We start from the raw sequence: 22612 nt of genomic DNA, 5'->3' as shown, positions 1-22612 counted from the left end.
TACAATGATAACTACTACAAAATTAGATCCGATTGAAACCGCATCGCGTGACGCACTGCAGGCCCTGCAAACCCAGCGCCTGAAATGGACGCTGAAGCATGCGTACGAAAATGTGCCGATGTATCGCCGCAAATTCGACGCCGCTGGCGTGCACCCTGACGACTTTCGGGAATTAAACGATCTGCAAAAATTCCCCTGCACCACCAAACAGGATCTGCGCGACAACTATCCCTTCGATACCTTCGCGGTGCCGATGGAGCAGGTGGTGCGCATTCACGCCTCTTCCGGCACCACCGGCAAACCGACGGTGGTGGGATATACGCAAAACGATATTGATAACTGGGCCAATATTGTCGCCCGTTCGCTGCGCGCGGCCGGTGGTTCAGCAAAAGATAAAATTCACGTCGCCTACGGCTACGGCCTGTTTACCGGCGGCCTTGGCGCGCACTACGGCGCGGAACGTTTGGGCGCGACGGTGATCCCGATGTCCGGCGGACAGACCGAAAAACAGGCGCAGCTGATCCGCGATTTCCAGCCGGATATGATCATGGTGACGCCGTCCTACTGTCTGAATCTGATTGAAGAGCTGGAGCGCCAGATGGGCGGCGATGCCCGCGGCTGTTCATTGCGGGTCGGCGTCTTTGGCGCTGAGCCGTGGACGCTGGCGATGCGCGCGGAAATCGAGCGCCGGCTGGGGATCACCGCCCTGGATATTTACGGCTTGTCGGAAGTCATGGGACCGGGCGTAGCGATGGAGTGTCTGGAAACCGTTGACGGCCCGACTATCTGGGAAGACCACTTCTTCCCGGAAATCGTCAACCCGGACGACGGTACGCCGCTGGAAGATGGCGAGCATGGTGAGCTGCTGTTTACCACCCTGACCAAAGAAGCGCTGCCGGTGATCCGCTATCGTACCCGCGATCTGACGCGCCTGCTGCCGGGAACCGCGCGGACCATGCGCCGCATGGATCGCATCAGCGGACGCAGCGACGATATGCTGATTATCCGCGGGGTTAACGTCTTCCCCTCGCAGCTGGAAGAGGAGATCCTCAAGTTTGAACACCTGGCGCCGCACTATCAGTTAGAGGTCAATCGCCGCGGTCATCTGGATTCGCTGGCGGTGCGCGTTGAGCTGAAAGAGAGCGGGCTGGCGCTGAGTCATGAACAACGCTGCCAGATTTGCCATCAGTTGCGTCACCGCATTAAGTCGATGGTCGGGATCTCCACCGATATTACTATCGTCAACTGCGGCAGCATTCCGCGCTCGGAAGGGAAAGCCTGTCGGGTATTCGACCTGCGAAAAGCGGTGGTTAGCGGTTAATCCTCTCCCCGATAACCCGGCTGAGGCCTTTACGCCGTAAGCCGGGAATTTCCTGTGCTATGATTCATAAAGGAAAAATATAACAACAGAATGAATCAGATGAGTAAACTCGACGCCTTTATTCAACAAGCGGTGACGGCGATGCCCATCAGCGGCACGTCATTAATTGCCTCGCTGTATGGCGACGCTTTATTACAACGCGGTGGGGAAGTGTGGCTGGGCAGCGTCGCGGCGCTGCTGGAAGGATTAGGCTTCGGCGAGCGCTTCGTACGCACCGCGCTGTTTCGCCTCAATAAAGAAGAGTGGCTTGATGTTGTCCGCATCGGCCGGCGCAGCTTCTATCGCCTGAGTGATAAAGGGCTGCGCCTGACCCGGCGCGCGGAGCATAAAATTTATCGCGCCAGTGCCCCGGAATGGGACGGTACCTGGCTGCTGCTGCTTTCGGAAGGCCTGGAGAAAAATGTGCTCGCCGACGTTAAAAAGCAGCTGCTGTGGCAGGGGTTTGGCGCGCTGGCGCCGAGCCTGCTGGCCTCGCCGTCGCAAAAGCTGGCCGATGTCCAGTCTCTGCTCCACGAAGCGGGCGTCGCCGAAAACGTCATCTGTTTTGAAGCCCATTCGCCGCTGGCGCTCTCCAGAGCGGCCCTGCGCAGCCGGGTGGAGGAGTGCTGGCATCTCACCGAACAAAATGAGATGTACGAGGCGTTTATCGCCTTGTTCCGACCTCTACTGCCGCTGCTGCGCGACTGCGACCCGTCAGAGTTGACGCCGGATCGCTGTTTCCAGATCCAACTGCTCCTTATCCATTTCTATCGCCGGGTGGTGCTCAAAGACCCGCTGCTGCCGGAAGAGCTCCTGCCGGCGCATTGGGCAGGGCAAACCGCCCGCCAGCTGTGTATCAATATTTATCAACGCGTGAGTCCCGGCGCGCTGGCGTTCGTCAGCGAGAAAGGTGAGAGCTCGGTGGGCGAGCTCCCGGTGCCGGGTCCGCTCTATTATCAGCGCTTTGGCGGTTTGCCGGGCGCATAAGGAGGTTGCATGCCGATATATCAGATTGATGGACTGACGCCGGTGGTGCCGGAGGAGAGTTACGTTCACCCGACCGCGGTGTTGATTGGCGACGTGATCCTCGGCAAAGGGGTCTATGTTGGGCCCAACGCCAGCCTGCGCGGCGACTTCGGGCGCATCGTGGTCAAAGACGGCGCCAATATTCAGGATAACTGCGTGATGCATGGCTTCCCCGGCCAGGATACGGTGGTGGAAGAGGAGGGCCATATCGGCCACGGCGCTATTCTGCACGGCTGCGTGATTGGCCGCAACGCGCTGGTGGGCATGAGTGCGGTGATTATCGACGGGGCGGTCATTGGCGAAAACAGCATTGTCGGCGCTTCGGCCTTTGTCAAAGCCAACGCCGAGATGCCCGCCAACCATCTGATTATCGGCAGCCCGGCAAAAGCGATTCGCACCCTGAGCGAACAGGAGCTGGCGTGGAAAAAACAAGGTACCCGTGAATACCAGGCGCTGGTGGAACGCTGTAAGCAGACGCTGCACCAGGTGGAGCCATTACGGGAAGTCGAAGCAGGGCGTAAGCGGCTGGCGTTTGATGAAAACCTGCGGCCAAAAGCCGCCACCTGAGGGGTAAAATTATGGCAGAGAAATTATCCGCTCATTGTCACTGCGGTGCGGTGGCGTTTACCGTGGAACTCAGCGACGGCTTCAACACCGTTCGGCGCTGTAACTGCTCATATTGTCGCATGCGTGGGGCGGTCGCGGTCTCTTCGCCGCGTTCAGGAATAGAGGTGGTACGCGGAGGGGATAAGCTCACAGAGTATCGCTTTAATACAGGGGAAGCCGTGCACTTTTTCTGCTCGGTATGCGGGATCTACACCTTTCATCAACGGCGATCAAACCCACAGCAGTATGGGGTGAATGTGGCCTGCATTGACGGCGTTTCGCCTTTCGATTTCCCTTGCGTGGAGGTCAACGACGGCGTGAATCATCCAAAAGATGGCGGCGGAGGCGTGGTGGGGTATTTACGCTACGAGAAAAAGTAAAACTCTCCTCCCGCAGGAAGCGAGAGGAGTGAAATATTAGGCTGCAACCACGCTGTCGATGGCCGCTTTCGCGTCAGACTGCGCTTTGGCCGCGACTTCCGGGCCGTAAGCGATACCTTCGGCGAACACAAAGTTCACGTCGGTGATGCCGATGAAGCCGAGGAAGGTGGACAGGTATGGGGTGACCAGGTCGGTCGGAGTATCTTTATGGATACCGCCGCGGCTGGTAACGACGACCGCGCGTTTACCGGTTACCAGACCTTCCGGCCCTTTCTCGGTGTAGCGGAAGGTGACGCCGGCGCGAGCCACCAGGTCGAAATAGTTTTTCAGCTGCGTCGGGATGTTGAAGTTGTACATCGGCGCAGCGATAACAATCACATCGTTGCCTTTCAGTTCGGCGATCAGCTCGTCGGAAAGGGCCAGCGCTTCCTGCTGACGCGGAGTCAGCGGCGCGTCGCTCGGACGCAGGGCGCCAACCAGTTCGCCATCCAGAACCGGGATCGGATTGGCGGCCAGGTCACGCACGGTGATCTCATCGCCAGGGTGTTTTTCCTGCCATTGTTCAACAAAATAGTCGGAAAGCTGACCAGATTGTGAGTACCCTGCCAGAATACTGGATTTCAGAACTAATACTTTGCTCATGGGTGTTTCCTTTTTTTAATGTGATTGACGGGTCAATGCCCTGGTGCTTGTTGACACTGTATTCACAATCGCGCCACAGAGATAGCGCAATATATCGAATCCTATGTTCAGATTTTTTGAACAAGGCACGAATGACACAGATGTGGTACTCTAAGGCAATACTTCAAAAGAGATTTTCCCGGCAGAGCTCTGCCCGATAACGCTATGACAGAACAACAAAAAATCACCTTCCCCCAGCTTTATCAACAGCTCGACGGCCTGATGCTGCGCGACAAAACGCGCTTTGCCCGCCGTCTGCACGGCGTGAAGAAGGTTAAAAATCCTGAATCGCAACAGGCCATTCTGCAGGAGATGGCGCTGGAGATAAGCCAGGCAGCCGGTAAAGTCCTGCTGCGCGAAGCGGCGCGCCCGGCCATCACCTATCCGGAAAACCTGCCGGTTAGCCAGAAAAAACAAGAGATTCTCGAGGCGGTACGCGATCACCAGGTGGTGATCGTCGCCGGGGAGACCGGTTCGGGTAAAACCACCCAGCTGCCCAAAATCTGCATGGAGCTGGGCCGCGGGCTGAAAGGACTCATCGGCCATACTCAGCCGCGTCGTCTGGCCGCGCGAACCGTCGCCAACCGTATTGCCGAAGAGCTGCAGAGCGAGCCGGGCGGCTGCATCGGCTATAAAGTCCGCTTCAGCGACCACGTCAGCGAAAACACCATGGTTAAGCTGATGACCGACGGTATCCTGCTGGCGGAGATCCAGCAGGATCGTCTGTTGATGCAGTACGACACCATCATTATCGATGAGGCGCACGAGCGCAGCCTGAATATTGACTTTCTGCTCGGCTATCTGAAAGAGCTCCTGCCGCGCCGCCCGGACCTGAAAATCATCATTACCTCGGCGACCATCGACCCGGAACGTTTCTCAAAGCATTTCAATAATGCGCCGATTATCGAAGTCTCCGGGCGGACTTACCCGGTGGAAGTGCGCTATCGGCCGATTGTGGAAGAGGCGGACGATACCGAGCGCGATCAGTTACAGGCGATCTTTGATGCGGTTGACGAACTGGGGCGCGAAGGGCCCGGCGATATTCTGATCTTTATGAGCGGTGAGCGGGAAATTCGCGATACCGCCGATGCGCTGAATAAGCTGGATCTGCGCCATACCGAAGTGCTGCCGCTGTACGCCCGCCTGTCCAACAGCGAGCAGAACCGCGTCTTCCAGCCGCACAGCGGGCGGCGCATCGTGCTGGCGACCAACGTGGCGGAAACCTCGCTCACCGTGCCGGGCATTAAGTACGTTATCGATCCCGGTACTGCGCGTATTAGTCGCTACAGCTATCGCACCAAGGTGCAGCGCCTGCCGATCGAGCCGGTTTCCCAGGCGTCCGCCAACCAGCGTAAGGGCCGCTGCGGCCGCGTTTCGGAAGGGATCTGTATTCGTCTTTATTCAGAAGACGATTTCCTGTCGCGCCCGGAATTTACCGACCCGGAGATTCTGCGCACCAACCTGGCGTCGGTCATCCTGCAGATGACCGCCCTGGGCTTAGGCGATATCGCCGCCTTCCCGTTTGTCGAAGCGCCGGATAAGCGCAATATCCAGGACGGCGTACGCCTGCTGGAAGAGCTGGGCGCCATCACCACCGATGCGCAGGCAACGGCTTATAAGCTAACCCCGCTGGGCCGCCAGCTCAGCCAGCTACCGGTGGATCCGCGTCTGGCGCGCATGGTGCTGGAGGCGCAGAAGCACGGCTGCGTGCGGGAAGCGATGATCATCACCTCCGCGCTGTCGATCCAGGACCCGCGCGAGCGGCCGATGGACAAACAGCAGGCCTCTGACGAAAAACATCGCCGCTTCCACGATAAAGAGTCTGATTTCCTCGCCTTCGTCAATCTGTGGAACTACCTCGGCGAGCAGCAGAAGGCGCTGTCGTCGAATCAGTTCCGCCGCCAGTGCCGGGTCGATTTTCTTAACTATCTGCGCGTGCGCGAGTGGCAGGACATCTACACCCAGCTGCGCCAGGTGGTGAAAGAGCTTGGCCTGCCGATCAACAGTGAGCCGGCGGAATATCGCGAGATCCATACTGCGTTGCTGACCGGTCTGCTGTCGCACATCGGCATGAAAGATGCCGATAAGCAGGAGTTTACCGGCGCCCGTAATGCGCGGTTCTCTATCTTCCCCGGCTCCGGTCTATTCAAGAAGCCGCCGAAGTGGACGATGGTGGCGGAGCTGGTCGAGACCAGCCGGCTGTGGGGGCGTATTGCCGCGCGCATTGAGCCGGAGTGGGTGGAGCCGGTAGCGCAGCACCTGATCAAGCGCTCATACAGTGAGCCGCACTGGGAGCGGTCGCAGGGCGCGGTGATGGCGACGGAGAAGGTCACCGTCTACGGCCTGCCGATCGTTGGCGCGCGCAAGGTCAACTACAGCCAGATCGACCCGGCGCTGTGCCGCGAACTGTTTATCCGCCATGCGCTGGTGGAGGGCGACTGGCAGACGCGGCACGCCTTCTTCCGCGAAAACCTGAAGCTGCGGGCGGAAATCGAAGAGCTGGAGCATAAGTCGCGCCGTCGCGACATCCTGGTGGATGACGAGACGATGTTCGAGTTTTACGACCAGCGCATTAGCCACGACGTCATCTCCGCTCGCCACTTTGATAAGTGGTGGAAGCAGGCCAGCCGCGAAACGCCAGACTTGCTCAATTTTGAAAAGAGCATGCTGATTAAAGAGGGGGCGGAGCAGGTCAGTAAACTGGACTACCCGAACTTCTGGCATCAGGGCAACCTCAAGCTGCGGCTTAGCTACCAGTTTGAACCTGGCGCCGACGCCGATGGCGTGACGGTGCATATTCCGCTGCCGCTGCTCAACCAGGTAGAGGAAGCCGGGTTTGAATGGCAGATCCCTGGTCTGCGTCGCGAGCTGATTATCGCGCTGATAAAATCGCTGCCGAAGCCGGTACGGCGCAATTTCGTCCCGGCTCCCAACTATGCGGAAGCGTTTCTTGGCCGGGCGGCGCCGCTCGAGCTGCCGCTGCTCGATTCGCTGGAGCGCGAGCTGCGTAAGATGACCGGCGTGACCATCGACCGCGAAGCCTGGCAGTGGGATCAGGTGCCCGATCACCTGAAAATCACTTTCCGGGTGGTGGATGATAAAAACAAGAAGCTGCAGGAAGGGCGCTCGCTGCAGGCGTTGAAAGACGCCCTGAAGGGCAAAGTGCAGGAGACGCTGTCGGCGGTCGCTGATGACGGTATTGAGCAGAGCGGGCTGCATATCTGGAGCTTTGGCACCCTGGCGGAAAGTTACGAACAGAAGCGCGGTAACTATAAGGTGAAAGCCTGGCCGGCGCTGGTGGACGAGCGCGACAGCGTGGCCATCAAGCTGTTTGATAATCCACAGGAACAGCAGCAGGCCATGTGGCGCGGTCTGCGTCGCCTGCTGCTGCTCAACATCCCGTCGCCGATTAAGTATCTGCACGAGAAACTACCGAATAAAGCCAAGCTTGGGCTCTACTTTAACCCGTACGGCAAAGTGCTGGATCTGATTGACGATTGCATCTCCTGCGGCGTTGATAAGCTTATCGACGAGGCGGGCGGTCCGGTGTGGACGGAAGAGGGCTTTAGTCAGCTGCACGATAAAGTGCGAGCCGAGCTCAACGACACGGTGGTGGAGATCGCTAAACAGGTCGAGCAGATCCTCACCGCGGTGTTCAATATCAACAAACGGCTGAAAGGCCGGGTGGATATGACCATGGCGCTGGGGCTGTCGGATATCAAAGCGCAGATGACGGGTCTGGTGTATCGCGGCTTTGTCACCGGCAACGGTTTCCGCCGTCTTGGCGATACGCTGCGCTATCTGCAGGCGATTGAAAAGCGTCTGGAGAAGATGGCTATCGATCCGCACCGCGATCGGGCGCAGATGCTTAAGGTGGAGAGCGTGCAGCAGGCGTGGCAGCAGTGGCTGAATAAGCTACCGCCGAACCGCCGTGAGGACGACGATGTCCGCGAGATCCGCTGGATGATCGAGGAGCTGCGGGTCAGCTTCTTCGCCCAGCAGCTGGGCACCCCGTATCCTATCTCGGACAAGCGAGTGTTGCAGGCGATGGAGCAAATTACCCCATAGCCTGGCTGGTTGTCCCCGGTGGCGCTGCGCTTACCGGGGCTACTGGTCAGGCGTCCACGCTTAAGCGTTTACCCACGCCAGAGTAAAGCCGTCCCAGCCTTTAGTGCCCACGGTTTGCAGCGCCGTTGCCGTCAACCGCGGCTCGGCGCCCATCATCTCAATGAACTGACGCACGCCCTGAACGCGCTCGTCGGCGCTCTGTGGGTTGACCACTTCGCCGTCGCGTACCACGTTATCGCCAATAATTAAGGTTCCTGGGCGGGAATAACGTAGCGCCCAGCGCAGATAATGGGGATTATTCGGCTTATCGGCATCGATGAAGATCACGTCGAAAGCGGGACATTCGCCAAGCGACTCCAGGGACTGTAGCGCGGGTCCCTCCCGTAGCGTGACCCGCTGGTCAACGCCCGCCAGCTGCAGATTCTCCCGCGCCACCTGGGCATGATGCGCGTCGGCCTCCAGGGTGAGGAGTTGGCCGTCTGCAGGAAGCTCGCGCGCCATCCAGATGGTGCTATAGCCGCCGAGGGTGCCGATCTCCAGTATCCGCTTAGCCTGGGTTAGCCGTACCAGCAGGGCGAGAAACTGACCCTGATTGGCGGCGACATCGTGTGCCGGGAGCCCGGCACGATGGTTGTTTTCCAGTACCCGATCGAGCACTGGATCGCCGGGAATTAAGGCCTTAATCAAATAATTGTCTACTGCCGACCACTGTTGTTGCATATGACGCTTCCCCATTTAGCTCCCTGATGAGTCAGACCAGCCGCCTCCCAGCGCCCGGTACAGATCGATCTGCGCCAGCAGCAGGTTGTTCTTCACCTGCACCACGCTAAGCTGGGTGGAGAACAGCGTTCGCTGGGCATCAAGCACATCCAGATAAGAAGAGTAGCCGTTACGGTAGCGGTTTTGTGCAATACGTAAGGTTTCCTGGGCAACGGTCTCTTGTTCCTGAAGCTCGGATAACTGTTCGCCATAGCGACTGATGGCGTCCAGGCTGTCATTGACCTCTTTGAACGCGCTGCGCACCGTTTTCTCATAGCTATAGAGCGCCTGGTTGCGCTGGGCCATGGAGACGTCCACCTGGGCATTTAACGCCTGGCGGTTTAGCAGCGGCGCCAGAATACTGCCGCCAAGACTCCACAGCCGCAGCGGGTTGTCCAGCAGATCCGGCAGCGTCCGGTCCTGCAGGCTGCCGGTAGCGGTCAGGTTAATAGAGGGCAGCAGCTGCGCCTGCGACGAGGCCAGCGTGGCGTCGGCGGCCACCAGCTGGCGCTCGGCCTGAGCGATGTCCGGACGGCGGTTGAGCAAGGTGGACGGCAGCTGCGACGGCAGACGCAGCGGGGTAAGCTGGGCGAACTCGCCGCGTTTTACCGCGCCAGGGTTATCGCCGAGCAGCACGCTGAGCGCATTTTCCTGCTGCGCAATCTGGTGCTGTAGCGGCGGGATCTGCGCCCGCGTTGACCGCAGCTCCGAATCCGCCTGCATCAGCTCAAGGCGTGAAGTATACCCGGTTTCAAACTGACGTTTGGCCAGGCGCCACGCGTCTTCCCTTGATGTTAGCGTCTGCTGGGTGACCCGCAGCTGCTCATCCAGCGACAGCAGCGTGACGTAGCCAACGGCCACCGAGCTGGCGACGCTCAAATTGGCGGCGGCGGCGGCGGCTTTCTGCGCCTCAAGGCTGGCGCCGGCGGCGTTGGCCGCGCTGCGGTTCGCTCCCCAGATATCGACATCATAGCTGGCGGTCAGGCCGCCCTTATACAGTGTGCTGTGGATCGGCAGGCCGGTGGCGGCGGACTGCGTCCGGGCGCGGGTGCCGGTGAGGCTGGCGTCCAGTGACGGAAACAGACTGCTGTCGGCGGCGTAAGCGCGCGCCTGATACTCATTCACCCGCTCGCGGGCGATCAGCACATCGCTGTTATAGCGCAGCGCCTGGTCGACATACTGATTGAGGGTATTGTCATGAAAATTGCGCCACCATACGCCCTCCACCGGGCTGGCCGGGCCAACGTCGGCCCGCCAGGCGGCAGGAATGGTCAGGGTCGGCTGCGCGCGCTGCACATCGGCGGATTGACAGCCGACCAGCGCCAGAACGATAGCAAGGGCGACCGGGCGGATCATGGTTGTTTCTCCGCACGGGTATCAATAGTCACCTGCACCGACATCCCCGGCCGCAGGCGTTCGCTGTTGTTTTGCCCGTCGTTGACCGTAATACGCACCGGGATGCGCTGGGCGATCTTGACGAAATTGCCGGTGGCGTTGTCCGGAGAGATGGCGCTGAACTCCACCCCGGTCGCCGGGGAGATACTCTGCACCTTGCCGTGGAAGGTCTCGCCGTTGAGCGCGTCTACGGTGAAGGTGACCGGCTGGCCAACGCGTACTTCGGCCAACTGGGTCTCTTTGAGGTTGGCAATCACCCAGTGCTGCGGCGGAACCAGCGAGGTCAGATGGGTTCCGGCGCTGACATAGGCGCCAAGACGCACCGAGATCTGCCCCAGCTGGCCGCCGGTGGGGGCGATAATCTGGGTATTCTGCAGGTCGATCTGCGCCAGCTCAAGCGCCGCTTTGGCGCTGGCCACGTCGGCCTCCAGCGAATCGCGATTGACGATGGTCGATTCACGGTCCTGGCGCGACATCTCCAGCGCCGCTTTCGCCTGCTCAATATCCGCCGCCCCTTGCGCCGCGCTGGCCCGCGCCGAATCACGTTCGCGGATCGACAGCGAACCGTCGGCGGTTAACTGCTGGATGCGTTTTAAATCGGCCTGGATTTTCAGATTCTGCGCGCGGGCGTTTTGCAGCGCGGCTTCATTCTTGGCGATCGTCGCCTCGGCGCTTTTGCGCTGTTGCAGGTTATTGCGCAGCGCGGCCTCTTTCATCGCCAGGGTAGCCTGGGCCTGATGAACCCGCTGTTTATAGATGCGATCGTCTATCTGGAACAGCACCTCGCCCGGCTGGACAATCGCGAAATCTTTGACGTTGACGGCGGTGATATAGCCGTTGACCTGCGGGCTAATAAAGGTGGTCTGCCCGCGCACATAGGCGTTGTCGGTAAACTGGCTATGACGAGTGAACGGCGGCAGTTGCCAGGCGTAGAGGATCACCAGCACGCCGACGAGGCCTATCGCCGCGGCGGTAAAAATGGAAACCACGCGAATATTATTCCGGGTGTTGGCCTGTTGTTTGGCCGCATCCTGCTGACTCATAACGACTCCAGAGATGAAATGATGATAATTATTTGCTGCCGGTAGCGCGTTGCAACGCGATACGGGCAGTCAGTCGTAAGCGAATTAAGCGCCAGAAAACCCACACTAGTGTCCCGGCGGAGATCGCCGCCGTCAGCAGATAGGTATCATTCCAGGCGAGAATATTGGCCTGCAGCGTCGCGGCGTTTTGCAGCAGGGTGGTGGCCTGAACGTTGAGTAGCGTACTGTCGCCAATCTGGCTCTGATACATCTGGCTGTACTGCTGCAGCCGCTCGACGATCAGCGGGTTCAGGGTGGTTATCTGGTCCGCCAGCTGGCTGGAGTGGAATTTCTCACGCCAGGTCTGGAAGGTGCCGAGGATCGCCGAGCCGAGCAGCCCGCCAATGTTCTGGCTCATGCCGAACAGCACCGAGAAGCTGACCAGGTTGCGCGGGTCGGCAAACACGCCGCCAATCCCGGCGAGCATCGCCGGGGCCAGAAAGAAGGCGCTGCCGAAGCCGAGTAAAAACTGGCTGAACATTAATTGTTCCGGACGGGTGAGGGCGTTGGACTGGCTGTCGAGCAGCGAGGCTATCATGATCAGCGCCAGCGCGGTGGCGGTCGGCCAGTAGAGCTTCTGCGGGTTGAGCGTCAGACAGCTGGCAATGATCCCGCACAGAATACCGGCGAAAATCGACCACGCGAGGTTAGTCATCTGTTCGTTTTGCAGGCCAACGTACTGCAGCCAGCCGATGACCCCGGTGTTCTGCTCCGCCAACACGATGCGGATCAACAGCATAATCAGGCCCAGACGCACGATGCTGCCGCTGGAGAGCCATTTGGTATTGAGCAGGGGGTTGCTGCGGTTATGCTCGAAGGTAATCGCAGCGACGATCAGTATTACCGCCGCCGCCAGCGCCCAGCCGATCCACGGCGCTTCAAACCACCACTCGAGCCGCCCCAGCGACAGCACGGCGCACACCAGCGCCATGCCGGGCGCCAGCAGAAAGAAGGTAATGAAATCCTTTTTTTCGAACACTTTTTTACGATCGCTTGGCGGCAGTTTTAGCGCGATGACGCAGGCCAGCGACACCAGCGCCAGGCCCAGTTCAAAGAAGTAGAGACCGCGCCATTCATCGGTCTGCAGCAGTTCGGTGGAAAAGAGGCGCGCCAGGGGAATGGCCAGCGACGAGCCGGTGATGCCGATAGTTAGCCCTTTCAGGCGATGGCGCGCAGGCCAGGCCTGTACCTGGTAGTAAATCCCCAGCGAGCTGAGCGCCGCGGCCACCATGCCGTGGGCGGCGCGAACCATCATCGCTGAGCTGAGATCGTTGACGAAGAGGTGGAAAAAGGTGACCAGCACATAGAGCACCAGAAAGCCTTCGGTGAAAGCGCGCAGGCCAAACTGCTGGCGGAATTTCACCAGCAGCAGGTTGATGGAGACGTTGGTCATCACGTATACCGCCGGCAGCCAGGCGATTTCTGTCGACCAGGCGGCGAAGGTACCCTGCAGCAGCTGCAGGTTGGCGGTGACCACTGCGTTGCCCAGCGCGCCGGTGAGACATACCAGCAGACCGACCACGCCGTAGGCGAGGCGTTTCGCCGGACTGTGCAGCGGCGTCGACGGCGAACCGAGCAGAGCCGGTTTTTCATGCGGCGCCCAGTCATGCGGGGCGTAGGGGTTATCCTGGCGACGGGGCATTATTTCTTCTCCACTTCGCGCAACAGCTTTTCCAGCACCCGCTGGGTTTGCTCCAGCTCCTGTGGGGTAATCGCCGTCAGGATCTCTTCGCGCAGATCGTCAGCCACCGTTTTGACCTGTTCATAGAGGGCCTTCCCTTTGTCGGTGACCACCAGCAGTCGCTTACGTTTGTCGCTGGCGGTGGTGATGCGCTCCACCAGTCCGAGGGCGACCAGACGATGGATTAACGGCACAATGGTCGGGCTCTCCACCCCCAGCTCCTGCGCCAGTTCGCTTTGCGACAGCGGCTGCTGGTGGCGGGCGATGGACGCTACCGCCACCCAGCTGGCCTGGCTGAGACCGAGATTTTTCAGCCGACGATTGACCGCCAGCCGCCAGTGGTGCGCGGTGAGGTATAAAAGATGGGAGAAGGTAAGCTGTCGATTGTCCATAGGTCGTCTGTCAATATCGTTAGAGCTCTAACGATTTTATGCCGGATAACCGCCGGAGTTCAAGATGAAAGATAGAAATTGGTTAACGGTATGTACGTTAATTGTAGTTAATCTTCCGGCCGCGATCCGTGTCGTGCGGTCTGCTGACCAAGGATATTTTTATTCTGCGCCATCACCCAGGCGATAAAGGCCCGCAGGGGGGCGGGAATATGTTTCCGGCTTGGGTAGTAGACGCAAAAATGGTCGGCAGGATAGCGGTAGTCGGGTAACAAATGGACCAGGCTGCCCGCGCTCAGCTGCTGCGTCACCAGCGACTGATAGACAAAGGCGATGCCTAATCCGCTCTCCGCGGCCTGGATCATTGCGCTATCGGCATCGACGACCAGATCGCCTTTAACCGCGACCTCGCTAAGCTCGCCGCTGGGGCCAATAAACTCCCAGCGGTACTTCTCACCACCAGGAAAACAGCGGTTAATGCAGCGGAAATTAACTAATGACTGCGGGGTGTCGGGCTCTCCGGCTTCGCGTATATAGTCCGGGCTGGCCACCGGGATCAGCGATAGTTTCTCGCCAAAGGGGATGGCAATCATCTCTTTGGGCACATCCTGCGAATAGCGAATGCCGGCGTCAAAACCGGACTCGATAATATTGACTTTCCGATCGGTGGCATACAGTTCGAGCGTCACATTGGGACAGGCGTTTTTAAAGACGATAAAATAGTCTTGAAAAAACAGGTCAATAACAATGCGCGGTAAATTAACTTTCACCACGCCTTCCGGAGTCAGACGGTGATAATTCAGACTGTCCACCACCCGGCGATAATCATTGACCACCGGCGTTATATTATTAAGAAATTCCTCACCCACTGCGGTTAATGACAAACTGCGTGTTGAGCGATTTAGCAGGCGCACGCCTAACTTTTCTTCCAGATGATTAATAGCGACGGTAAGGGCCGGTGGGGAAAGGTTTAACGCTTTAGCGGCCTGACGAAAACTGCCATGTTTCACTATGAGTATTAATATTTCTATTTGTTGCAGATCGGGCAAGGTTTTCATTGTTAATTTCCAGCTAACACCGCGTTCGGAATAGATTAATTGTTATCAATATGAAAGGGAAGTATATATTTAATGCCATTCAGCAATTAAGGAAAATAAGATGAAAACACGTTATCTTGGAAAAGAGAAATTTCAGGTTTCCGCATTAGGTCTCGGATGTATGGGGATGAGTTTTGCCTATGGCGGCGCTGAAACGTCGCAGGCGATAAATACGATCCATGCCGCCATGGACATGGGCGTGACCTTCCTGGATACCGCCGAAGTATATGGTCCTTTCGATAATGAAGTTCTGGTCGGAAAAGCGATTAAAGGTTTTCGCGATAAGGTGCAGATTGCCACCAAATTTGGATTTCGTATTTTGCCGACCGGCCAGGGTCTGGAGCGGATGGCCGGCGTTGACAGCCGTCCGGCACATATTCGCGAATCAGTGGAAGGGTCGCTGAAGCGACTGAATGTCGAGACCATCGATCTGCTCTATCAGCACCGCGTCGATCCCGCGGTACCGGTGGAAGAGGTGGTGGGCACTATGGCCGATCTGGTTAAAGAGGGTAAAATTCGCCATATCGGTCTGTCGGAAGTATCTGCTCAGACGCTGCGCCGGGCCTGCAAGGTACATCCGATCGCTGCCGTGCAGACGGAATATTCGCTATGGAGCCGCGAGCCGGAGGCCGGTATTCTCCACACCTGCCGCGAGCTGGGGGTCGGCTTTGTGCCATACAGCCCGCTTGGCCGCGGCTTCCTGACGGGGACAATTACCGATCCCGGCGTTTTGTCAGCGGATGATTTCCGCCGCCATCTGCCGCGCTTCCAGGCCGAAACCATGCGCAAAAACCAGCTGCTGCTTGAGCGCCTGCAGCAGGTGGCCACCCGCTATGACGCGACCCTTGCGCAGATTGCCCTTGCCTGGGTGATGAGCAAAGGCGAGGATATCGTGCCTATCCCGGGGGCGAGGAAAATTGCTCACCTGCGCGACAATGCCGGCGCCGCGAATATTACCCTCGCGGCGGAGGACATCCTCACCATCGAACATATTTTCACTGCCGACAACATCACTGGCTTACGCTATACCCAGGGCGACTTTGATTTAATCGAAAAATAATCCCCTACGGGCAGCGGATGGTTATTACTTGCGTGACGTTGTCACCTTTGCCGAACAACTCCTCGTCAGATAGCGCACATCCTCGGCGGTTAACGGCGCGGCAAAGAAAAAAAGGGGCGGCGCAAGGCCACCCCTGATGCGGTTGCTGATGGGGATCAGCCCGGGTAGATGCCGCGGTCTTTACGCGCCATCAGGATGCGCTCGCAGGCCACGATATAGGCGGCGGTGCGCAGCGTACACTCTTTCTCGGCGGCTTTATCCCAGACGTGCACGATAGCGTCGGTCATAATGCGGTCCATCTTGGCGTTGATCTCCTCTTCGCTCCAGAAGAAGCTGGCCATGTCCTGTACCCACTCAAAGTAGCTGACGGTCACCCCGCCGGCGTTGCAGATAACGTCCGGCACCACGATCACGCCGCGCTCGGCCAGCACGTCGTCCGCTTCCGGATAGGTTGGGCCGTTGGCCCCTTCCAGCACCAGTTTGCAGGTCAGCTTCTCAGCGCGCTCGCGGGTGATTTGCCCTTCCAGCGCCGCCGGGATCAGGATGTCCATCGGAGTGGTCCAGAAGGCGTCTTTATCGATCTCCTGGGCGCCCGGGAAACCGGCAATCTGCTTTTTCTCCGCCTGCCAGGCGGTGAGGGCGGCCATATCGATTCCGCCTTCGTTATACAGGGTCGCGGTATGATCCTGAATAACCACGATACGAGCGCCGACGCCGGCGAACAGGCGGGCCGCTTCGCTACCGACGTTACCAAAGCCCTGCAGCGCCACTTTGGCGCCTTCAATTTCGATACCGGCGCGACGGGCAACTTCCCGGCCGGTGACAAACACGCCGCGTCCGGTGGCTTTTTCACGACCGAGGGAGCCGCCGAGGTGGATCGGTTTGCCGGTGACCACGCCGGTGATGGTGGTGCCATGGTTCATGGAGTAGGTGTCCATCATCCATGCCATCACTTTGCCATTGGTGCCGACGTCCGGCGCCGGAATATCTTTCTGCGGCCCGATAATAATGCCGATTTCGCTGGTGTAGCGGCGGGTCAGACGCTCCAGTTCCCCTTCCGCCAAGGAGAAGGGGTCGACGCGGATGCCGCTTTTGGCCCCGCCGTAAGGAATATTGACCGCGGCGCACTTAATGGTCATCCAGGCAGAAAGTGCCATGACTTCGTTAAGATCGACATCCGGATGGTAGCGAACACCACCTTTACCCGGTCCGCGCGACAGATTGTGCTGAACGCGATAGCCCTCGAAGTGGCGGATGGTGCCGTCGTCCATTTGCACAGGAATGTCGACGATCAGCGCGCGTTTCGGATGGCGCAGGGTTTCCACCCAGTAGGCAAGATCGCCGAGATAAGGCGCGACGCGGTCGATCTGGCGCAGGTAGGTGGTCCATGGAGATGTACTACTTTCAGATGCGTAAGATAACTTTTCCATAAGAGTCCTGTTTCTCAGTGTTATTTATGTCGTGTAAAACCGTGGAATAGCTACAGCAGTAAACTCTGTGCAATGAATGGTATCACCAATTTTATAAAGCGGTATTTGACGGCAATTCCGATTTTTAAATTTTTGTTAGATTTTTTATTTTTTAAGTGAATAACTACGCACGTCAACCACCCGCAAGCTGTGCATTTTAATTCACTTTTTATTCACTTAAGTGCATAAGAAAATATTTTTTCTATGTTTTTCATTATCTTGATGATCTTCAAAAAGTGAATAAATTGCTTTTGCCCGTATTGACAATCTTGTTGTTCACAGGCCAGCATTAGCCCACACAACAACATGGCATTAACCATGAATTAACAATTACCCGCAAAAAGAATAGGGCTTTATTTTTCTGTGGTGAATATTTTTACCATCGCAGCGGGTGCGCTCGTGCCCAAAATAAGCCGAGAGGCAGGGTTAATGTCGATTGTCCAACGCGACGGGAGCGTTTTCCGTCGTCTTACGTTCCGGAGATAAATTATGTCAGGCAGTATGACTCGCGAAGATTTTGACGCTTACCTGGTTCCCTGTTTTGCCCCCGCGCCGTTTATTCCGGTCAGAGCGGCGGGCTCCCGCGTCTGGGACCAGCAGGGGAAAGAGTATATCGATATGGCGGGCGGCATCGCAGTGAACGCCCTGGGCCATGCTCACCCGGCGCTGGCTCAGGCCCTGCAGGATCAACTGGCGAAACTGTGGCATATCGGCAATGGCTATACCAACGAGCCGGTGCTGCAGCTGGCAAAAACCCTCGTGCAGTCGACCTTTGCCGACAAGGTGTTTTTCTGCAACTCCGGCGCCGAAGCCAACGAGGCGGCCCTTAAGCTGGCGCGGAAATATGCCCACGATAAGTTTGGCGGTGAAAAAAGCGAAATCATCGCCTTCAACCACGCCTTCCATGGCCGCACGCTGTTCACCGTCTCCGTTGGCGGCCAGCCGAAATATTCCAGCGATTATGCTCCGCTGCCGCAGGGCATTACCCATCTGCCCTATAACGATATCGAGGCGGTCACCGCGGCGATCTCCTCGCGCACCTGCGCGGTGATCGTCGAGCCGATTATCGGCGAAGGCGGTGTGATCCCGGCGGACCCGGCGTTCCTGCAGGCGCTGCGTACCCTCTGCGATCGCCATCATGCCACTCTGATATTCGATGAGGTGCAGACCGGCGCCGGGCGTACCGGCCATCTCTACGCCTACCAGCATTACAACGTCGTCCCGGACATTCTCACCAGCGCCAAAGGGCTGGGGGGCGGCTTCCCGATCGGCGCGATGCTGGCGAAAGAGGCCTGGGCGCAGGTCTTCCAGCCAGGCACCCATGGCACCACCTTCGGCGGCAACCCGCTGGCGGCAACCGTCGCTAACGCCGTGCTGGCCCATCTCGATGCGCCGCTGCTGGCGGGCGTTGGCGAGCGCCATGCGCTGATCGTTGACCAGTTGAATGCGATCTCTGCCCGTTACGATGCGTTCAGCGCCGTGCGCGGCACCGGTCTGCTGATCGGCGCTGAGCTGGCGGGGCCGCTGCGCGGCAAGGCCAAAACGTTGACCAACCTGGCGGCGGAAGAGGGGCTGATCGCCCTGATTGCCGGCCCGGACGTGCTGCGCTTCGCGCCGGCGCTCAATATCCCGCTGGCGGATATTGCGGAAGCCTTCGTGCGCCTTGATCGCGCCGTTGCCCGCTTAACCCGCTAACCGGGAGGACGGCCTGTGATGCTATTTCGTCCCGTACGGGAAAACGATCTCGACGACATCGTCCGCCTCGCCGCGCGGGCGGGGGTCGGCATGACCTCCTTACCGCATGACGTCGGGCGTCTGGCGGCTCGGATCCGGCGCAGTATCGAGACCTTCGCCGGCGAACTGCCGCGCAGCCAGCAGGGTTTCCTGTTTGTGCTGGAGGACACCGCGCTGGCGCGGGTGGTGGGGGTGAGCGCCATTGAGGTCGCAGTGGGCCTGGACGAGCCGTTTTACAATTTTCGCATTCAGAAAACGGTGCGCGCCTCGAAAGCGCTGGGAGTCTATAAGCCCCAGGAGCTGCTTAATCTCAGCTATGACCACACCGGGCATAGTGAGCTGTGTACGCTGTTTCTCGACCCGGCGTATCAGCGCAACCGCAATGGTCTGCTGCTCTCCAAGGCGCGCTTTTTATTTATCGCCGCCTTTCGCGAGTGGTTCTCCCCGCATCTGTTTGCCGAACTGCGCGGCTGCAGCGATGAGCAGGGACAGTCGCCGTTCTGGGATGCGCTGGGCCATCATTTCTTCGACATCCCGTTCGCCGATGCCGACCGGCTGACCGGCACCGGCATGAAAACCTTTATTGCCGAACTGATGCCGGCGTACCCGATCTATATCTCACTGCTGCCGGAAGCGGCCCGCGGGGTCATCGGTCAGGTGCATCCCAATACCGCCCCGGCGCGGGCGATCCTCGAGAAAGAGGGTTTCAGCTGGCGCGGCTCGGTGGATATTTTCGATGCCGGTCCGGTGCTGGAGGCGGACACCGATCAGATCCGCGCCGTGCGCGACAGCCAGCGTCTGCCTGTCCGGCAGCTGATGGGCGACCTGCCGGCGCCGACCCTCGTCGCCAACGGTCAATTCGACAACTTTCGGGCGCTGCTGGTGGCCCACGAAGAGCAGGTCTCGCTTGACAGCGCCGCGCTGGACGCGCTGCAGGTCAGTGAAACCGACCGCGTTTATACGGTAACCCTGAATCCAGAGGACAACAGATCATGGCGGTAAAAGCACAGTTTATAGCCGGGCAGTGGCTGCCAGGCAGCGGCGCAACGATGAGCAAACTGGCCCCGGAGGATCAGTCGCTGCTGTGGCAGGCGGCCAGCGCGGGGGCTGACGACGTCCAGGCGGCCTGCGCCGCGGCGCGCGCGGCGTTTTATCCCTGGTCGCACCGGCCGCTGGCCGAGCGTATTGACGTCGTACAGCGTTTTGCCGCGCTGCTGGAGACGCATAAAGAGGCGCTGGCGACCCTGATTTCCCGCGAGACCAGCAAGCCGCTGTGGGAGACCCGCACCGAAGTGCAGGCGATGATCGGCAAGGCCGCGATCTCCATCGAGGCCTATCACCAGCGGACGGGCTTTCATGAGTCGACGCTGCCGGACGGTAAAGCGCTGCTGCGCCACAAACCGCACGGCGTGATGGCGGTCTTTGGCCCCTACAACTTCCCGGGCCACCTGCCCAACGGACATATCATTCCGGCGCTGATCGCCGGGAACACCATTGTGTTTAAACCCAGCGAGCTGACGCCGGCTACCGCTGAAATGACCGTCCAGCTGTGGCAGCAGGCGGGCATCCCCGACGGGGCGATCAACCTGCTGCAGGGCGGAAAAGCCACCGGCCAGGCGCTGCTGGAAAATCGTGATATCGACGGCGTGCTGTTCACCGGCAGCGCGGCGGCCGGTTTCCACTTCCATCGCTACTTCGGCGGCCAGCCGGAGAAGATGCTGGCCCTCGAGATGGGCGGCAACAACGCACTGATCGTCGCCGACGCGGCCGATATCGATGCGGCGCTGCATGTGATTATCCAGTCGGCGTTTATCTCTGCCGGGCAGCGCTGCACCTGCGCGCGCCGGCTGCTCGTGCCGCGCGGCGAGCAGGGGGATGCGCTGCTGCAGCGGCTGGTAGAGGCCAGCGCGCAGATCCGCGCCGGCAAGTGGGATGATCAGCCGGCGCCGTTTATGGGCGGGGTGATCTCTCTCGACGCTGCGCAGAACATGCTGGCGGCGCAGCAAAAACTGGAGGGGCTCGGCGGCAAGGTGCTGCTGCGCATGCGCCAGCCTGACCCGCGCTCCACGGTGCTGACCCCGGGGATCGTCGACGTCACCGGTATTGAGGTGCCGGATGAAGAGTACTTTGGCCCGCTGCTGACGATTATCCGTTACGACGGCTTCCCGGAGGCGATTCGCCTCGCCAATCAGACCCGCTATGGCCTGGCCGTCGGGCTGATCTCCAGCGATGCGGCGCAGTTTGATCAGCTGGCGGACGAGGCGCGAGCCGGGATCGTCAACTGGAACAAGCCGCTGACCGGCGCATCGAGTAAAGCGCCGTTTGGCGGGGTGGGCGCCTCCGGCAACCATCGCGCGGCAGCGTGGTACGCCGCCGACTACTGTGCCTGGCCGATGGCCTCTCTGGTCAGCGATACGCTGACGCTTCCGGCGACGGTATCGCCGGGCCTGCCATTCTGATAACGGATCCTGTGAGGACATATGTCTGGTTTTGAAGCAAACTTTGATGGCCTGGTCGGCCCGACGCACCACTACGCCGGACTCTCCGTCGGCAATGAAGCCTCGCAAAATAACCGCGATGGTCTCTCTAACCCTAAAAAGGCGGCGCTGCAGGGGCTGTATAAAATGAAAGCCCTGGCCGACCGCGGCTTCGTGCAGGGCATTCTGCCGCCGCAGCCGCGGCCGAATCTGCGTCTGCTGCGCGAAGTGGGTTTCCAGGGCAGCGATGAGCAGGTTATCCGGCAGGCGGCCCACGCGGCGCCGCAGCTGCTCTCCGCCTTCAGCTCCGCCTCGTCGATGTGGACCGCCAACGCGGCGACCGTCTCACCGTCGGCGGACAGCGCCGATGGCAAAGTCCATTTCACCGTCGCCAACCTGAACAATAAGCTGCACCGTATGCAGGAGGCACCCACCACCTCGGCGATCCTGGGCGCCACGTTCGCCGATCCGCGCTACTTTGCCCACCATGCGGCGCTGCCGCAGCATGGCGACCTCGGCGATGAAGGGGCGGCCAACCATAACCGCTTCTGCCGGGAATATGACCGGCAGGGGGTGCAGTTTTTCGTCTATGGTCGACGCGCCAGCGGCGGTATCGCCCCGGTGAAGTATCCGGCGCGGCAGACCCTCGAGGCCAGCGAAGCGGTGGCCCGCCTGCATCAGCTGGATCCGCGCTACACGGTGTTTGCCCAGCAGGCGCCGCAGGCTATCGATCGCGGCGTGTTTCATAACGACGTCATCGCGGTCAGCAATCGCCATGTGCTGTTCCACCATCAGCAGGCGTTTGTCGATCAGGCGGCGGTGCTGACCACGCTGCGGGCTAAAAGCGACAGTCTGGATATCCCGTTCACCAGCGTGGAAGTGCCGGACGAGCGGGTTTCGCTCGACGACGCCGTGGCCTCTTACCTGTTCAACAGCCAGCTGCTGAGCAAACCAGACGGCAAGATGCTGATCGTGGTGCCGGAGGAGTGCCGCCAGCGGGAAAACGTCTGGCGCTATCTCAGCGATCTCGCCGCCGATAGCGCATCGCCGATCGATGAAGTGGCGGTCTTTGACCTGCGGGAAAGCATGCGCAACGGCGGCGGCCCGGCCTGTCTGCGGCTGCGGGTGGTGCTCAACGAGGCGGAGCGCCAGGCGGTCAACGCCCATAGCCTGATGAACGACGAACGTTATCAGCAGCTGACGGCATGGGTGGAAAAACACTATCGCGACCGGCTGCATGCCCGCGATCTGGCGGACCCGCAGCTGCTGCGCGAGGTTTATCAGGCGCTGGATGAGCTGACGCAGATCCTGCGCCTCGGCGCGGTCTATGATTTTCAGCGTTAAGGAG

The 22612-nt window shown here is 59.5% G+C and carries 19 protein-coding genes; 10 read left to right on the top strand and 9 right to left on the bottom strand.

Features of this window, described 5'->3' with window-relative positions:
* Positions 1 to 4 precede the first annotated feature (4 nt).
* The 4 genes from paaK (at position 5) to IB144_RS14415 (ending at position 3372) form a co-directional block, all read left to right on the top strand.
* Complete coding sequence (gene paaK, locus IB144_RS14430) at positions 5 to 1321, top strand: phenylacetate--CoA ligase PaaK (RefSeq protein WP_048270643.1); 1317 nt, start codon at positions 5 to 7, stop codon at positions 1319 to 1321.
* A 99-nt stretch (positions 1322 to 1420) separates the two neighbouring features.
* Entirely contained in the window at positions 1421 to 2347 is a 927-nt protein-coding gene (gene paaX / locus IB144_RS14425; protein WP_004194367.1) for a phenylacetic acid degradation operon negative regulatory protein PaaX, read from the top strand.
* Between the two features lie 9 nt (positions 2348 to 2356).
* Positions 2357 to 2953, top strand: a complete 597-nt coding sequence (gene paaY / locus IB144_RS14420; RefSeq protein WP_002902883.1) for a phenylacetic acid degradation protein PaaY — start codon at positions 2357 to 2359, stop codon at positions 2951 to 2953.
* Positions 2954 to 2961: 8 nt separating this feature from the next.
* The gene (locus IB144_RS14415; RefSeq protein ID WP_024940864.1) at positions 2962 to 3372 is read left to right on the top strand and encodes a GFA family protein; all 411 of its coding nucleotides are present in this window, start codon (positions 2962 to 2964) and stop codon (positions 3370 to 3372) included.
* Between the two features lie 36 nt (positions 3373 to 3408).
* On the opposite strand, the gene azoR is transcribed toward IB144_RS14415, so the two are convergent.
* Entirely contained in the window at positions 3409 to 4014 is a 606-nt protein-coding gene (gene azoR, locus IB144_RS14410; protein ID WP_002902889.1) for an FMN-dependent NADH-azoreductase, read from the bottom strand.
* A gap of 261 nt (positions 4015 to 4275) precedes the next feature.
* Between azoR and hrpA the strand changes: the two genes are divergently transcribed.
* Positions 4276 to 8121, top strand: coding sequence for an ATP-dependent RNA helicase HrpA (gene hrpA / locus IB144_RS14405; RefSeq protein WP_231256438.1), 3846 nt, complete (start codon positions 4276 to 4278; stop codon positions 8119 to 8121).
* Between the two features lie 60 nt (positions 8122 to 8181).
* Here hrpA and IB144_RS14400 read toward each other — a convergent pair whose 3' ends face one another.
* The 6 genes from IB144_RS14400 to IB144_RS14375 all read right to left on the bottom strand — a co-directional run bounded on the left by IB144_RS14400 (position 8182) and on the right by IB144_RS14375 (position 14485).
* Entirely contained in the window at positions 8182 to 8856 is a 675-nt protein-coding gene (locus tag IB144_RS14400) for an O-methyltransferase (RefSeq protein WP_074177851.1), read from the bottom strand.
* On the bottom strand, positions 8857 to 10236 hold the full coding sequence (locus IB144_RS14395; RefSeq protein ID WP_020804011.1) for an efflux transporter outer membrane subunit: 1380 nt from the start codon (positions 10234 to 10236) through the stop codon (positions 8857 to 8859). It lies immediately after the preceding gene.
* A complete protein-coding gene (locus IB144_RS14390) occupies positions 10233 to 11318 on the bottom strand; it encodes an HlyD family secretion protein (RefSeq protein ID WP_002902965.1) in 1086 nt (361 codons plus the stop codon). The genes IB144_RS14395 and IB144_RS14390 overlap by 4 nt, the downstream gene beginning before the upstream one ends.
* Positions 11319 to 11346: 28 nt before the next feature.
* Entirely contained in the window at positions 11347 to 12999 is a 1653-nt protein-coding gene (locus IB144_RS14385; RefSeq protein ID WP_002902967.1) for an MFS transporter, read from the bottom strand.
* Entirely contained in the window at positions 12999 to 13430 is a 432-nt protein-coding gene (locus IB144_RS14380) for a MarR family transcriptional regulator (RefSeq protein WP_044244551.1), read from the bottom strand. The genes IB144_RS14385 and IB144_RS14380 overlap by 1 nt, the downstream gene beginning before the upstream one ends.
* Before the next feature lie 107 nt (positions 13431 to 13537).
* Complete coding sequence (locus tag IB144_RS14375) at positions 13538 to 14485, bottom strand: LysR family transcriptional regulator (protein WP_065888645.1); 948 nt, start codon at positions 14483 to 14485, stop codon at positions 13538 to 13540.
* A 100-nt stretch (positions 14486 to 14585) separates the two neighbouring features.
* Here IB144_RS14375 and IB144_RS14370 point away from each other — a divergent pair, with 100 nt between their 5' ends.
* Entirely contained in the window at positions 14586 to 15584 is a 999-nt protein-coding gene (locus IB144_RS14370; protein WP_032439946.1) for an aldo/keto reductase, read from the top strand.
* Between the two features lie 155 nt (positions 15585 to 15739).
* Here the strand turns inward: IB144_RS14370 and IB144_RS14365 are convergent, their stop codons facing one another.
* Positions 15740 to 17014, bottom strand: a complete 1275-nt coding sequence (locus IB144_RS14365; RefSeq protein ID WP_188200918.1) for a Glu/Leu/Phe/Val dehydrogenase — start codon at positions 17012 to 17014, stop codon at positions 15740 to 15742.
* Between the two features lie 212 nt (positions 17015 to 17226).
* Positions 17227 to 17373 (bottom strand): hypothetical protein, encoded by a 147-nt coding sequence (locus tag IB144_RS14360; RefSeq protein ID WP_004224524.1) that lies wholly within the window; start codon positions 17371 to 17373, stop codon positions 17227 to 17229.
* A 169-nt stretch (positions 17374 to 17542) separates the two neighbouring features.
* On the opposite strand from IB144_RS14360, the gene IB144_RS14355 reads away from it, so the two are divergent.
* From IB144_RS14355 to astB, 4 genes are read left to right on the top strand one after another with little or no spacing between them, the layout of a single operon-like run.
* Positions 17543 to 18748 carry an aspartate aminotransferase family protein gene (locus IB144_RS14355; RefSeq protein WP_004176366.1) on the top strand — a complete coding sequence of 402 codons (1206 nt, stop codon included), beginning with the start codon at positions 17543 to 17545 and terminating at the stop codon, positions 18746 to 18748.
* An 18-nt stretch (positions 18749 to 18766) separates the two neighbouring features.
* On the top strand, positions 18767 to 19789 hold the full coding sequence (astA, locus tag IB144_RS14350) for an arginine N-succinyltransferase (RefSeq protein ID WP_004140076.1): 1023 nt from the start codon (positions 18767 to 18769) through the stop codon (positions 19787 to 19789).
* Positions 19780 to 21246, top strand: a complete 1467-nt coding sequence (astD, locus tag IB144_RS14345; protein WP_047682107.1) for a succinylglutamate-semialdehyde dehydrogenase — start codon at positions 19780 to 19782, stop codon at positions 21244 to 21246. Before astA ends, astD begins: the two co-directional genes overlap by 10 nt.
* Positions 21247 to 21267: 21 nt before the next feature.
* The gene (astB, locus tag IB144_RS14340) at positions 21268 to 22608 is read left to right on the top strand and encodes an N-succinylarginine dihydrolase (protein ID WP_004190366.1); all 1341 of its coding nucleotides are present in this window, start codon (positions 21268 to 21270) and stop codon (positions 22606 to 22608) included.
* Positions 22609 to 22612: the final 4 nt, after the last annotated feature.

Origin of the sequence: Klebsiella sp. K4 (genome assembly GCF_014596785.2) — a bacterium.
GTDB classification, from domain to species: Bacteria; Pseudomonadota; Gammaproteobacteria; order Enterobacterales; family Enterobacteriaceae; genus Klebsiella; species Klebsiella pneumoniae.
The sequence above is the reverse complement of the archived record's forward strand: the minus strand, read 5'-3'. Positions and strand labels throughout refer to the sequence as shown.

Coding starts and splice junctions, on each gene's coding strand:
- paaK (WP_048270643.1), top strand. CDS start 5: ATGATAACTACTACAAAATTAGATCCGATTGAAACCGCATCGCGTGAC.
- paaX (WP_004194367.1), top strand. CDS start 1,421: ATGAGTAAACTCGACGCCTTTATTCAACAAGCGGTGACGGCGATGCCC.
- paaY (WP_002902883.1), top strand. CDS start 2,357: ATGCCGATATATCAGATTGATGGACTGACGCCGGTGGTGCCGGAGGAG.
- azoR (WP_002902889.1), bottom strand. CDS start 4,014: ATGAGCAAAGTATTAGTTCTGAAATCCAGTATTCTGGCAGGGTACTCA.
- hrpA (WP_231256438.1), top strand. CDS start 4,276: ATGCTGCGCGACAAAACGCGCTTTGCCCGCCGTCTGCACGGCGTGAAG.
- IB144_RS14400 (WP_074177851.1), bottom strand. CDS start 8,856: ATGGGGAAGCGTCATATGCAACAACAGTGGTCGGCAGTAGACAATTAT.
- IB144_RS14395 (WP_020804011.1), bottom strand. CDS start 10,236: ATGATCCGCCCGGTCGCCCTTGCTATCGTTCTGGCGCTGGTCGGCTGT.
- IB144_RS14390 (WP_002902965.1), bottom strand. CDS start 11,318: ATGAGTCAGCAGGATGCGGCCAAACAACAGGCCAACACCCGGAATAAT.
- IB144_RS14385 (WP_002902967.1), bottom strand. CDS start 12,999: ATGCCCCGTCGCCAGGATAACCCCTACGCCCCGCATGACTGGGCGCCG.
- IB144_RS14380 (WP_044244551.1), bottom strand. CDS start 13,430: ATGGACAATCGACAGCTTACCTTCTCCCATCTTTTATACCTCACCGCG.
- IB144_RS14375 (WP_065888645.1), bottom strand. CDS start 14,485: ATGAAAACCTTGCCCGATCTGCAACAAATAGAAATATTAATACTCATA.
- IB144_RS14370 (WP_032439946.1), top strand. CDS start 14,586: ATGAAAACACGTTATCTTGGAAAAGAGAAATTTCAGGTTTCCGCATTA.
- IB144_RS14365 (WP_188200918.1), bottom strand. CDS start 17,014: ATGGAAAAGTTATCTTACGCATCTGAAAGTAGTACATCTCCATGGACC.
- IB144_RS14360 (WP_004224524.1), bottom strand. CDS start 17,373: ATGGTTAATGCCATGTTGTTGTGTGGGCTAATGCTGGCCTGTGAACAA.
- IB144_RS14355 (WP_004176366.1), top strand. CDS start 17,543: ATGTCAGGCAGTATGACTCGCGAAGATTTTGACGCTTACCTGGTTCCC.
- astA (WP_004140076.1), top strand. CDS start 18,767: ATGCTATTTCGTCCCGTACGGGAAAACGATCTCGACGACATCGTCCGC.
- astD (WP_047682107.1), top strand. CDS start 19,780: ATGGCGGTAAAAGCACAGTTTATAGCCGGGCAGTGGCTGCCAGGCAGC.
- astB (WP_004190366.1), top strand. CDS start 21,268: ATGTCTGGTTTTGAAGCAAACTTTGATGGCCTGGTCGGCCCGACGCAC.